Below are 12,089 nucleotides of genomic sequence, written 5' to 3'. Positions count from 1 at the left end.
TGCAAAGCACGCAGGCTATGAATAGCGAATCCCTACACCGAAACACCCCAATCTTGTCGGGCAGCACGGTCGAATTGCGCCCGATGCGAAAGGAGCACGACCGGGCACTCATCGAGGCCGCTTCCGATGGGGCGCTCTGGAATCTCAAGGTGACCGTCGTGCCTGGGCCGGAGACGGTAGAGGCCTATATCGCCCGAGCCCTGGAAGGGGAGCAGGCGGGTACCGTCATGCCGTTTGTCATTGTCGATCGGGCAACGGACCGCATGGTGGGTAGCACGCGGTTCTGGAAGATCGACCACGTGAACCGCAAGCTCGAGATCGGACACACATGGCTCGCGGCATCGTCGCAGCGCTCATCCGTCAACACGGAAGCGAAATACCTGATGCTCAAATACGCATTCGAAACGCTGAATTGCGTTCGAGTGCAGTTCACCACCGACGAACTGAATGAAAAGTCGCGAGCGGCGATCTTGCGCATCGGAGCAAAACAGGAGGGGATCGTTCGCCACGAGCGAATCATGCCGGATGGCCGCAAGCGCAACTCGGTGCGCTTCAGCATCATTGACGACGAGTGGCCACAGGTTCGCGTGCGACTGGAGACCATGCTGGGCCAGCACGGGTGAGGCGGCGGCACATGCCCGGACGAACCTGTATCAAGCCGGCTTTTTCGGTGGCGGCTTGACCGGCGTGGGTGCCGGTCCCGTGCGAATGCTTGCTCGGGAGGTCACCACCCCAGAACCGGACAGGACCGCCGAAAGACACGTCGCTGCGATGGCTGCAATATCGTGCTGCAGTGGGCGCTGGATGGTCACGGCATCCTGATCCGGCGCCATTCGTTCCGGTGGATGTGAGCAAGGTGGCGCTGGAGCGCAAGAGACCTGGTCGAGCAAGGAACCTTTAATGTCCGTGACGGCAAGGCGCTGATGCGGTACGCAATTCAGTGGATCGAGCGCCACCAGGGCGGAACTGCACAAGGAATAGGGTAATCCCCTAGCCTCTTTTAGGACACCAGCCTTATTCATGCGCATTTTGTCTGCGAATACAGTCATAACTGCCGGCGTGCCCCGTAGCAGCTACGGCCACGCGGGAAGTCCGTACCTCGACCCTCGCGGACGCTCGACGGGCGGGGCGAGCGCATCCGTTCGCATGTGCACCTCGCCGATATCCAAATTCGATGAATGAACAGCTGGAGTCATTAATCACAGGAGGTGGACCATGATGAAGACGTTAGTCCACACAGTTTGCGCGGCCGCCGTCATTGCAGTGCCAATTGCATCGTTGGCGCAATCGGATGGGGCGCTGACGCGCGCGCAAGTGCAGGCCGAGATCGCTCAGCTTCAGCAAGCCGGCTTCAATCCGGCCAATGCGAATACCGTCGACTTTCCTGCCAATATGCCGACTGCCGGCGCCAGTGCCACAGACCAGAACAGCGGATACGGCCCTGCGACCAACGGTTCGTCGCAAATGGGCTCTCGCGCCAGCACGAGCGGGATGAAGCCGGTGTTCTTTGGCGGGTCATAAGCTTTTTCGTCTGACCAGGTCGGGCGATGTAGAACACGCCGTCTCTGCTTGGGGCGGCGTGGAGCGGTGTGCCTTGCGCGTCTGGCGCATGAATTCAGTTGCCGCGCATGCTGGCACCCTTTGACAAGCGCTGACGATTGCCAAGGAGCTCGACCAGCCGCGACTCACATTCGGAAAACGCGTACCCGCGCCGCTGCGAGATCATGAACGTGAGGGGGCGCATGTGCCATGCGCGCCGCTGGAGTTCGACCAGCGTTCCCTTCGCGAGGTCTTCCGCAACCATATGAAGCGGCATGTGCCCCCAGCACAAGCTCCCCCTGAGCAGATCGTGCTTCGCGCCGAGGTCATTCACCCGCCACTGGCGCTCACTCGCGACCCCCTGTTGTGTCTTTTCCGCATCGGGCTGATTGTCGGTGACGACGAGCTGGATGTGCCGGCCAAATTCCTCGCGCGGGATGGGCCCCGCGATTGCGGCCAGCGGATGCGATGGCGCGCAGACAGTCACCATCTGCGTGTCACATAGATGCAGCCTTTCTATGGTGCCGGGTCTCAGCTCCGGCACGTCCGTGATCGTCACCGCCAACGCGCACGTGCCTTCGAGAACCAGACGCTCGCCGTCCTGCATGGTCGTCATGCGCAGATTGATTGCAACCGTTGGAAAGTCCGCCTGCAGGGTGCGCAGGCATTCGATCAGGTGCGCGCGCGGAAAGTAGGTATCCACGGCAACCGAGACCTGTGGGACCCCCGCTTCAGCAATGGCAACCGCGCGCATCTTCATTTCCTCGGTGCGCGAGATCACACCGCGAGCATCGGGCAGGAGGCTGCGGCCCGCGGCCGTCAGCGTCGCTTTGCGCGTGTTGCGCTCGAACAGCACCACATCGAAGGCACTCTCGAGCGCGTTGATCGCGTGACTGATCGCCGACTGTGCACGCCTCAGCTCCCGTGCAGCCCCGGAAAAGCTTCCCTCGTCGCACACGGCGACGAAGGCCCGAAGTTGATTGATGGTGACGTTATCCAGCATATCTATTTATCTAGAAAGTAGATGGTACTTATAGATATTCAGTCAATTGGCTTCATGAATCAAGCGCTTCAGAATGGTGTGCGTCGCTTTTGTTTCGAAGGATGCATGACATGAACAGACTGAAAGGAAAGACCGCCGTGATCACCGGTGGCGCTACCGGCAGCGGCCGCGCCGCAGCAAAGCGCTTCATCGAGGAGGGCGCGTTCGTTTTCATCTTCGGCCGCCGGCAGGAAGCGCTCGACGCCGCTGTGGCCGCCCTCACAAAACCGCTCTCGTTACCGGGGCATCGCGTGGCATTGGCCGCGCCATCGCCGAACGTCTTGCAAAGGATGATGCGACGGTGGCGCTCAGCTACAACGCCAGCAAATCCGGAGCAGACGAGGCGTTCCTGGCTTCCGACGATGGTCATTGGGTGACCGGCCAGACGATTGAAGCGAGCGGCGGCTACAAGCTCTGAGCGCGCCGAAACACCGAAGGAGAATCTCATGAGCTACGCAATCATCGGCTTCGGCAAGATCGGCCAGGCTCTGGCCAAGGCGTTTGCCCGCAGCGGCATCGAAGTATCCGTTGCAACCACGCGTGACCCGGCGAGCTTTGCATCCGATGCGGCCGAGATCGGGCCCACGATCATTCCCCAAACCCTGGCGCAAGCCGTCAACGCGGAGGTCATCTTTCTGGCGGTCCGTTTCGAGTCGCACCCGGAGGTCGCAAAGGCGCTGCCCGACTGGAAGGGAAAGACCATCATCGACGCAATGAACACGCAAGCCCCGCTTGAGGAACTGGACGGTCTGCCATCCTCTGCAGTCGTCGCGAAGGCGTTCGCCGGGGCCAGGCTGGTGAAAGGCTTCAACCATCTGGTCGCTGCCGTCCTTGACCAGGACCCGGCCGTACACGGTGGCAGGAGAGCCGTGTTTCTGGCGAGCGACGATGACCGGGCTGCAGCGGAGGTTGGCGAGCTTGCGGAAAAACTCGGTTTCGCGCCAATCAAACTTGGCGGGCTCTCTGAAGGCGGGCTGCTCGTCCATGCGCGCGGAAAAAGCTGGGGACAACTGATCTTCAAAGACTTGATCAAGTTCGACTGATGTACAACCGGGAGTGATCGATGTCTGGAAAACTTTCAGGCAAGGTTGCCCTTATCACCGGAGGCTCACGTGGGATCGGCCGTGCAGCCGCGCTGGCCTTCGCACGAGAAGGTGCCGCGCTGATCGGTGTGCACTTTGGCGCCAACACCGATGCGGCCGCAGCAACGATCCGGGAGATCGAGCGCCCTGGTGCAAAAGCCGTCGCTATCAAGGCCGATCTGAGAGGAGGTAAGGAAGCGACGGACCGCCTTTGGGAACAGTTCTCAAGGACTGTGTCGGCACGGGCAACCCCGTCAGGAGCACGTCACCCAACGAAGGCGCCTCTGTTTCGTGCCGCCTTCCTGCAAGGTATCTCGACAAATATTGCGAACCCGAAGTCCATCGCCTTTTATGCGGCGGTGTTTTCCTCAGCGGTGCCCACGCACGTTTCCATGCCGACGTTCTTCGCAGTGCTTGCTACTGTCGGTGCAACAGCGACGTGCTGGTACGGAGCAGTCGCACTCGTTCTATCGCACGCGGCGATTGCGACGGCGTACCGTCGCGCGAAGGCATGGATCGACCTCACCTGTGGAGGGCTCATGATTGCGCTGGGAATCCGGCAGGCATTGCGTTAACAACCGTATTGGGTTTGCAGATGCCTACTTGGCGCTCCTCTTGCCGCCGACGCCGACCTTCCCGCGCCCGACCTTGCGATGAGGCGCACAGGGGCGCAGCTTCTGCCTGGAGCCGGCCGTCAACGTAACGTGCTCCGCAGGGTAGCGGGTTGTTCTGTGCGGCGCGGCCCGATGGGCGGGATGGCCCGGATCGATGCGCTTGATCGCTGACATGGCTGGAGCCCGGCCGCTAACGCGAGGTGACTACCGTCATCTCGGATTCGTAGGTGATCCGCGCGCGGCTATGGTGTTTGAGCGTCAGCATCACCTCGACGAGGTCAGGGCGGCTTACCCGAACCGAACGGGCTGTGCCTGACTTGTCCTCCACGGTCAGGAGGTTGAGCTTGCGGTCGACGCCGGTGACTTCCGCTACGCCACTGAAGACCCGGAGCACGTGGAAGCTTTCCTGGTCGGCGCCGGACGAATGCTGGGTCACCTTTGCAGTGTGGTTCAGCCGTGTGAGCGCCGCGCCTCCAGCGGGCGTCAATCCGGTGACGTAGGGCTCCAGATAGATTGCCGTGAGTTTGTCGCCAACCTTGATTGCATTCAGTACGTCGCGGTGATCCTTTGCGCTGAAGCTCAGGTCATCGTGGCCCGGCACGGTCACGACGATGAGTGCGTTCTTCTGGTCGATCAGGCTGATGGTGCCACTCTCCGTGTCGACCGACGCACCGCTTGGCACGGCCTGTCCTGCCGCCGAGGCGTCCGAGTCGTCCGCGTGGCACGTGGGCACCCAGCCCGCGGACAGGCCGATGACCGCGAAGACCAGCGCGCAGCGGCGCGCAACCGAAATAGATGAATTCGACAGAAAGAGCATAGGAATCCGCCTGGTGCAATCAGGTGTCACGCGTTCTGCGCCGGCCTGGAACCGAGAGCGTATTTTGTCGCAGCCTGGCACTACATGGGAAGCTTGTCATAGGACCCTGGACCTATGCAACCGAGATTGGCAATGGAGGATTGAATGTTTTAAAACGTGTTGAGCTGTCCGCATGACGACAGACCCTTTAGTCAGGGGATATCACCGGCGAATGCGTTTGAAGTGTAGAACGGTCTCAACGTATGGGGCGCTATATTGTATGTAGCGTCGATCGGTTCCATGGAACCGATTGCACTATCCAGATCGATCAACGGCGGGCAACCATGAACAGTCACTGCGCGTGTTTCGTTCGTCCGGCGCGGGCTGCAATTTGCGTGGCTTCCTTCGCAACGCTCGCCGCGTGTGGCGGTAACAGTTGCATCGGCCTCGACAGTTGCGGCGGCGCAAACGTGACGCCAAACGTCGCCCTGTCCGGCACGGCCGCGACCGGTCGTGCGCTCGCCAGCGCGACCGTCAACTTCAGTTGTGTGCAGGGTTCGGGCTCCATCCTGTCCGATGGCGGTGGACACTACGCGATCACGTTCAATGCCACACCTCCCTGCATCCTCACGGTGACCTCAGGGAGCATAAGCCTGCATTCGCTCGCATTTGCCGGCGGCACCTTCAATACGACGCCAGAGACCGAACTGATGCTTGTCTATATCGCTTCGCAACTCGGCACGAGCGAGAGCGGTCTGATAGCGGGCTTTCCGGCCAATTCACAGTTCCAGCAAGTGCTGGCAAACGAGGCCGACGTGCAGGCCGCGCAATCGGCAGTCGTCACGAATCTGCAGCAGCGCTATTCGCTCACGTTGTCAGCACCGGCGTTTCTAACGACAGCCTTTACGGTTGGCCAACCGGGCGTCGACAGCGATCTGGGCGCGCTGGCGGCAGCGGGGGCTATCGACGACAATGGCATGCCCGATCAGGCTGCCATCTCGCTGCTGTCCGCGGCGGGTCTTGCTCATCCTCTTACAGTGACGTCCACACCGTCTTCCGGCACTAACGGTACCGGCAGCAGCAGCGGAACGATGTGACGTGCGGTGCGCGTTTGCGGGCGCAGCAAGGCATATCGGCCGCTTCGCGGCAGCAAGGAGCGCTTCATGGCTACGGGCATTGGGCTTCACGATCAAGGTCGGCAACTGCTGCCGTTTCGCGAGTCGGTATTGGCGATGCTCGGCGTCGCGTCGGTTTCGATGCTGATCGCGCTCGACCAGACCATCGTCGGCACCGCGATGCCGCGCATCGTCGCGGAGCTCAAGGGTTTCGAGCTCTATGCATGGGTCGCAACGGCCTACATGCTGGCATCCGTCATCACGATTCCGATCTTCGGGCGTCTGGGCGATCTGTTCGGTCGCAAGCCCTTCATGCTGGCAGCCATCCTTGTCTTCACCCTCGCATCGGTGCTCTGCGGGATGGCGACCAACATGCTGTTTCTCGTGCTCGCGCGCGGCCTGCAGGGCATCGGTGGCGGCATCATGATGGGGACGGTGTTCGCGACCGTCGCCGACCTGTTCCCTGATCCGAAGCTGCGCCTGCGTTGGCTGGTGTTCGTCACCTCGGCGTTCGGCCTTGCGAACATGGTCGGGCCAACCCTCGGGGGCATGCTGACCCAGCATGGGGGCTGGAGGCTCGTGTTCTTCGTCAATGTGCCGGTGGGCGTGGTGGCGCTCGTCTTCGTGCGCTACTTCCTGCCGGATCTGCGCCATGCCCGTGATGGCGCGCGACTGCGTCTGGACTGGCTCGGGGCTTTCGTCGTCGCCGTCACGTTCGGCGCGTTGCAGCTAGCGATCGAGCTCTTGCCGAGGCAAGGATGGAGTGCTACGACGATCGTGCTGAGTGGGCTCGTGCTGGTCTGTTCGCTGACGCTTTTCTTCTGGGAAAAGCGCATGGGCTATCCGATCATCCCCGTGGACATGCTGCTCGACCGCAAGCTGGGTCCGCTCTTTGCGATGTCGGTGCTCGGCGGATTCGCGTTGTTCTCGCTCGTCTTCTATGTGCCCCTGCTGTTCCAGGGCGGCTATGCGATGTCGCCGCGCGCCTCGGGCATGCTGATCACGCCGCTTCTGCTCGGCACGACGGTCGGAAGCGTCGTCAACAACCGCATGGTCACGCGTGTCCGAAGAGCCAACGCGATCCTCTACGCAGGCTTCGCGTTGTCTGCTTTCGCGTGCCTCGCGGTGGTCGTTCTGCGCGGCAACGAGCCCTATCTCGCGTGGATGGCGTGCATGGGCGCAAGCGGCCTGGGGCTGGGCCTCGTGGGCACGAGCCTCACGGTCTGCTCGCAGCAGATCGTCTCGCGCGACCACATTGGCGCTGCCACGGCGCTGCTGCATTCACTGCGCACGTTCGGCGGCATGCTGGGCACGGCCATGACAGGCGCGCTGCTCGGGCATCTTTACACGGTGGGCGTGAATCGCTCGCTGGACTCGTACCAGGCGACGCAGTGGTTCAAGTCGTTTGCGAGTCCCGAACTGCTCGTGAACCGCGCTGACCAGGCTGCGCTGATCACTCGCCTCGTGAGCGCCGGCCATGCCGGCGACGCGATGATGAATTCGGCGCGCAGCGCGCTCGTGGATTCGATCCACATCGGCCTGGCCGTGGCGGCCGTGGCTGCGCTGGCGGGCCTGTGTCTCGCGTGGTTCGTGCCGCCTGTGCGAGTCGGCTATCTCGAGCCGCGATCGCACAACGGGTGACCGATTCAGATCGGTACGGGAGCGTCGCGTTCGCGCATCGGCACCGGTCGGCTTGCGAATTGGCGGACCGTTTCGCGTTGGAACGATCTCACCGGCCGGCCCCCTTGCTCGAGTCGTCAGAACATATGGCGAATGCCAACATTGCCGCCCACGGTGGTGCCGTGTGTGCCGTAGAGCGCGCTATCCACGGATGCGCCATCGACGTCGAGCCCCGTGTTCATCGCGCCATGATTGTTGACCACGCCAATCTGGGCGTAGAGCGTGGTGGTGCGCGAGAGCAGGTAGTTCGCACCCACGGCCGCGAGAATCGAATGGTTGCCGGTATCGTGGCGATCGCTCGTCAGCCACGCGCCGCCGTTCACATCGAATTGCGGCAGCACGAAGTAGTCGAGGCCGCCGCCGTAGACGTTGTTGCTGAAACCACCGGCGACCTTGTAGCTCGCGAACGAGGCTTTCGCCGTGAGCGAGCCGATCTTGTACGAGGCGCCCAGCGTGCGGCCCACGAACGGCACCGTCGTGGGCAACGGGGTGGCAACGGTGCCGCCGCCGTTGCCGTCGTAGAAGGCGCCCTCGACGGCCAGCGTGCCATTGTCATAGCGCAGGCTCAGGGAATACTGGCGGCCAGCCTGAAAATTGCCCGCTTCCCCGCCGAGCGCAATCATCGCGCGACCCTGAAAGCCTGCGAGAGCCGGCGATGTCCAGGTGAGTGCGTTGGCATTGAAAACCCCGGTGCCCACGACATTGTCCAGATATGGAACGAGGCCGCTGCCGAATTCCGGGCAGCCGCGCGGATCGAGATCGTAAAGCGCGAGAAAGAAGGGCGAGTATTGCAGGCCCGCTTTCACCTCGCCGAAGCCGCCGTGCAGCGCTAGCCAGGCCTGCCGTCCGAACAGATTGCCGTTGGAGTTGTTATAGCCGCCGTTCGCGATGTTCAAGCCGTTCTCCAGCTTGAATTCGGCGACGAGCCCGCCACCCAGATCCTCTTTGCCGGTCAAACCGAACATCGAGGGCGAGAGGCCGCTGTCGGTCAGCGAAACGCGCGTGCCGTCGTTGGCGCCGCTGGCGCTATCGCGCGTGCGGCTCGTCACGAGCAGGCTCGCATCCACGATGCCGTATAGCGAGACGCTGCTCTGCGCATGCGCAAGGCTCGCGGCGCAAAGCAGCGCGCAGCCACCCACGGCGGCGCGCACCGACTTATTTCCTGATTTCAGCATGTTTTCGTCTCCTGCCCGGGTGCGCGACGGCTTTCGTTCTAGGCACCCAGGCAAAAATCTCCAGATAGTTTTATGGTTCGGACTACGATTGATATGGGTGAGTGAATCTCCTTCCCGATGTGTATGGGGAGTTTGGACTAACGCTTGAGCAGATCGAGCGCGACGTCCACGATCATGTCTTCCTGGCCGCCCACCATGCGGCGGCGGCCGAGTTCGACCAGTACGTCCACGGTGCTCAACCCGTATTTGTGCGCCGCCGCCTCGCTGTGCCTCAGGAAGCTCGAATAGACACCCGCGTAACCTAGCGCGAGCGTTTCGCGATCGACGCGTACCGGCCGGTCCTGCAAGGGACGCACGAGGTCGTCGGCGGCATCCATCAGCGCATAGAGATCGCAGCCGTGTGTCCAGCCCATGCGTTCGGCCGCCGCGACAAACACCTCCAGGGGCGCATTGCCGGCGCCCGCGCCCATGCCCGCGAGGCTGGCATCGATGCGGTCGCAGCCTTCCTCGACGGCGGCAATGCTGTTGGCGACGCCAAGGCTCAAATTGTGGTGCGCGTGAATGCCGGTCTGCGTCGCCGGATCGAGCACGTCCTTGAAGGCGCGAAAGCGCTCGCGCACGTCGCGCATCGTGAGGGCGCCGCCCGAGTCGACGACATAGCAGCAGGTCGCGCCGCTTTTCTCCATCAGCTTCGCCTGTTCGGCAAGCTTCTGCGGCGTGGTCATGTGGCTCATCATCAGGAAGCCGACTGCTTCCATGCCGAGCGTGCGCGCATAGTCGAGGTGCTGCAGCGCGATATCGGCTTCCGTGCAATGCGTGGCGACGCGCACGATGCGCGCGCCCGCGTCGTAGGCCGCCTTGAGATCGTGCACGGTGCCGATGCCGGGGATCAGCAGCGTCGCGATCTTCGCGCGGCGCACCACGCTTGCAACCGCTTCGATCCATTCGATGTCCGTGTGCGCGCCAAAACCGTAGTTGAAGCTGCCGCCCTGCAATCCGTCGCCGTGCGCGACCTCGATGGAATCCACGCCGGCCGCGTCGAGCGCGGCCGCGATGGTCCTCGCCTGCTCGACACTGTACTGATGGCGGATCGCGTGGCTGCCGTCACGCAGCGTCACGTCGGAGAGGTAAAGTGGAGTCTCGCGTTTCATGGGTCTGCCTTTCGTCGTCATGCATTGGCCGCGACGCCGGCCAGCGCCGCGCCCAGCCGCTCCGCCGTCGCGAGCGCGGCGCTCGTCATGATGTCCAGATTGCCCGCATAGGCGGGGAGATAGTGTGCGGCGCCTTCGACTTCGAGAAACACCGAGGTCTTCAGGCCGCTGACGTGTCCCACGCCGGGGATTCGCAGCGGGGCGCTCGCCGCGATGCGGTCGAACTGCACCTTCTGTTTGAGGCGGTAGCCCGGCACGTAGCGCTGCACGTCCGCCGTCATGGCTTCGATCGAGCGCGCAATCTCCGCTTCGTCAGCCGCGTCGCTCAGGCAGTACACCGTGTCGCGCATCAGGAGCGGCGGATCGGCGGGGTTGAGGACGATGATGGCCTTGCCTTTGCGCGCGCCGCCCACGGCTTCCAGGGCACGCGAGGTGGTTTCCGTGAACTCGTCGATGTTGGCGCGCGTGCCCGGGCCTGCGCTTTTGCTCGAGATGCTGGCGACGATCTCCGCATAGTGGACCGGCGCGACGCGTGACACGGCCGCTACGATGGGGATGGTGGCCTGACCGCCACAGGTCACCATGTTGACGTTGCGCGCGTCCAGATGCTCGGCGCCGTTGACCACCGGCACGCAGTACGGTCCGATGGCCGCCGGCGTGAGGTCGATCATGCGCAGCTCCGGTTTCAGCGCGCGCAGCCGGGCGTCGTTGTGAATGTGGGCGCCGGCGCTGGTGGCATCGAAGACGATGTCGATGTCGGCAAAGACGGGATGCCGCACGAGTCCTTCAACGCCGTCGCTGATCGCGACGACGCCCATGCGCGCGGCGCGGGCGAGTCCGTCCGAGGCGGGATCGATGCCCACCATCGCGGCGATCTCCAGATGTTGGCCGTGACGCAGGATCTTGATCATCAAGTCGCTGCCGATGTTGCCCGAGCCGATGATCGCGGCCTTGATTCGTGTAGTCATGCTTAACAATTCCTAGAGTGGTGCGGATGCGCGAAGGCGCATCCGCACGCCGTGTCACCCGTGCTATTGCGCGAGAAAATCCAGAACGAGACGGTTGAACTTCTCCGCATGCTCCCACTGCGCCCAGTGACCGCAGCGGCTGAACACGTGCAGTTCTGCGTTCTGCATGCCCCACAGCATGCGCAGACCGCTGTCGAGCGGCACGAAGCGGTCGTCGCGTCCCCACGTCACGAGCGTGGGCGCCTTGATTTCCTTGAGACGGCCGCTCAGGTCGGGCAGCCAGTCGGGATTGGCTTCGACACTCTTCACGAAGTTTTCCAGGTGCTCGCGATGCTCCATCATGCTTTCATAGCGCTGTTGCACGAGCTCCTCGGTCAGCGCGGACGGGTCGAATACGAACACGTCGAGCATCTTGCGCAGGTTTTCCATCGTCGGCGCCTTGTAGAGGCCGTAGAGCAACTTGATGCCTTCGAGCGGCATGGGCTGGAACAGGCTCGGCCCCACGCCGCCGCCGCCCATGATGACCAGCTTGGCGATGCGCTCGGGCCATGCCAGCGCGAAGGCGAGCGCGTTGCCGCCGCCCATCGAGTTGCCGATCAGGTGCGCGCGCTCGATATCGAGCACGTCGAGCAGGCCTTTCAATGCCGTGGCGTTGAGCACCGCGCGCGAGCCCTTGTCGCAGACGATGGGGTCGCTCTTGTTCCAGCCGGGGCAGTCCGGCAGGATCACGCGATAGCCCGCGTTCACGAAGGCTTCGACATTGCGGTGGAAATTGCTCCAGCCCGATGCGCCCGCGCCCGAGCCGTGCAGCATGACGACGGCATCGCCGTTGCCCGCGTCGTTGTAGTGGATGCGCAGCTTCAGGCTGCCTTCGTCGATCTGCGCGAATTGGCTGGTATTCGCTTCGGTCCATACAGTCATGGTGAG

The 12,089-nt window shown here is 63.0% G+C and carries 12 protein-coding genes and 2 pseudogenes; 8 read left to right on the top strand and 6 right to left on the bottom strand.

Annotated elements, in window-relative coordinates; all coding sequences use genetic code 11:
- Positions 1-17 precede the first annotated feature (17 nt).
- Positions 18-623, top strand: a complete 606-nt coding sequence (locus tag BO1_RS14325) for a GNAT family N-acetyltransferase (protein ID WP_028218134.1) — start codon at positions 18-20, stop codon at positions 621-623.
- Between the two features lie 595 nt (positions 624-1,218).
- Positions 1,219-1,521: a DUF4148 domain-containing protein gene (locus BO1_RS14320; protein ID WP_028218133.1), complete on the top strand. Its 303-nt coding sequence runs from the start codon at positions 1,219-1,221 to the stop codon at positions 1,519-1,521.
- Positions 1,522-1,615: 94 nt separating this feature from the next.
- Here BO1_RS14320 and BO1_RS51105 read toward each other — a convergent pair whose 3' ends face one another.
- On the bottom strand, positions 1,616-2,542 hold the full coding sequence (locus BO1_RS51105; protein ID WP_043284863.1) for a LysR family transcriptional regulator: 927 nt from the start codon (positions 2,540-2,542) through the stop codon (positions 1,616-1,618).
- A gap of 110 nt (positions 2,543-2,652) precedes the next feature.
- On the opposite strand from BO1_RS51105, the pseudogene BO1_RS57515 reads away from it, so the two are divergent.
- From BO1_RS57515 to BO1_RS57505, 4 genes and pseudogenes are all read left to right on the top strand, one after another.
- Positions 2,653-2,802 (top strand): annotated as a pseudogene (locus BO1_RS57515) (SDR family NAD(P)-dependent oxidoreductase); the annotation flags it as partial.
- A 35-nt stretch (positions 2,803-2,837) separates the two neighbouring features.
- Positions 2,838-2,936, top strand: a pseudogene (locus tag BO1_RS57510) (short-chain dehydrogenase); the annotation flags it as partial.
- A gap of 91 nt (positions 2,937-3,027) precedes the next feature.
- Positions 3,028-3,624: an NADPH-dependent F420 reductase gene (locus BO1_RS14305; RefSeq protein ID WP_028218131.1), complete on the top strand. Its 597-nt coding sequence runs from the start codon at positions 3,028-3,030 to the stop codon at positions 3,622-3,624.
- Between the two features lie 20 nt (positions 3,625-3,644).
- Positions 3,645-4,238 carry a LysE family transporter gene (locus tag BO1_RS57505; RefSeq protein WP_084687961.1) on the top strand — a complete coding sequence of 198 codons (594 nt, stop codon included), beginning with the start codon at positions 3,645-3,647 and terminating at the stop codon, positions 4,236-4,238.
- A gap of 229 nt (positions 4,239-4,467) precedes the next feature.
- Here BO1_RS57505 and BO1_RS14295 read toward each other — a convergent pair whose 3' ends face one another.
- The gene (locus BO1_RS14295; protein WP_028218130.1) at positions 4,468-5,094 is read right to left on the bottom strand and encodes a hypothetical protein; all 627 of its coding nucleotides are present in this window, start codon (positions 5,092-5,094) and stop codon (positions 4,468-4,470) included.
- A 323-nt stretch (positions 5,095-5,417) separates the two neighbouring features.
- Between BO1_RS14295 and BO1_RS51090 the strand changes: the two genes are divergently transcribed.
- Together BO1_RS51090 and BO1_RS14285 are read left to right on the top strand one after the other, a co-directional pair.
- The gene (locus tag BO1_RS51090) at positions 5,418-6,170 is read left to right on the top strand and encodes a hypothetical protein (protein ID WP_043284854.1); all 753 of its coding nucleotides are present in this window, start codon (positions 5,418-5,420) and stop codon (positions 6,168-6,170) included.
- A 66-nt stretch (positions 6,171-6,236) separates the two neighbouring features.
- The gene (locus BO1_RS14285) at positions 6,237-7,829 is read left to right on the top strand and encodes an MFS transporter (protein ID WP_043284853.1); all 1,593 of its coding nucleotides are present in this window, start codon (positions 6,237-6,239) and stop codon (positions 7,827-7,829) included.
- Between the two features lie 116 nt (positions 7,830-7,945).
- On the opposite strand, the gene BO1_RS14280 is transcribed toward BO1_RS14285, so the two are convergent.
- From BO1_RS14280 to BO1_RS14265, 4 genes are all read right to left on the bottom strand, one after another.
- Positions 7,946-9,043, bottom strand: coding sequence for a porin (locus tag BO1_RS14280; protein WP_043284850.1), 1,098 nt, complete (start codon positions 9,041-9,043; stop codon positions 7,946-7,948).
- A gap of 137 nt (positions 9,044-9,180) precedes the next feature.
- Complete coding sequence (gene dmpG, locus BO1_RS14275) at positions 9,181-10,194, bottom strand: 4-hydroxy-2-oxovalerate aldolase (protein WP_028218127.1); 1,014 nt, start codon at positions 10,192-10,194, stop codon at positions 9,181-9,183.
- 17 nt (positions 10,195-10,211) lie between these two features.
- A complete protein-coding gene (locus tag BO1_RS14270) occupies positions 10,212-11,162 on the bottom strand; it encodes an acetaldehyde dehydrogenase (acetylating) (protein ID WP_028218126.1) in 951 nt (316 codons plus the stop codon).
- Between the two features lie 63 nt (positions 11,163-11,225).
- Positions 11,226-12,083, bottom strand: a complete 858-nt coding sequence (locus tag BO1_RS14265) for an alpha/beta fold hydrolase (protein WP_028218125.1) — start codon at positions 12,081-12,083, stop codon at positions 11,226-11,228.
- Positions 12,084-12,089 lie beyond the last annotated feature (6 nt).

Source organism: Paraburkholderia oxyphila NBRC 105797, from assembly GCF_000685075.1.
Taxonomy (GTDB): Bacteria; Pseudomonadota; Gammaproteobacteria; order Burkholderiales; family Burkholderiaceae; genus Paraburkholderia; species Paraburkholderia oxyphila.
The sequence above is the reverse complement of the archived record's forward strand: the minus strand, read 5'-3'. Positions and strand labels throughout refer to the sequence as shown.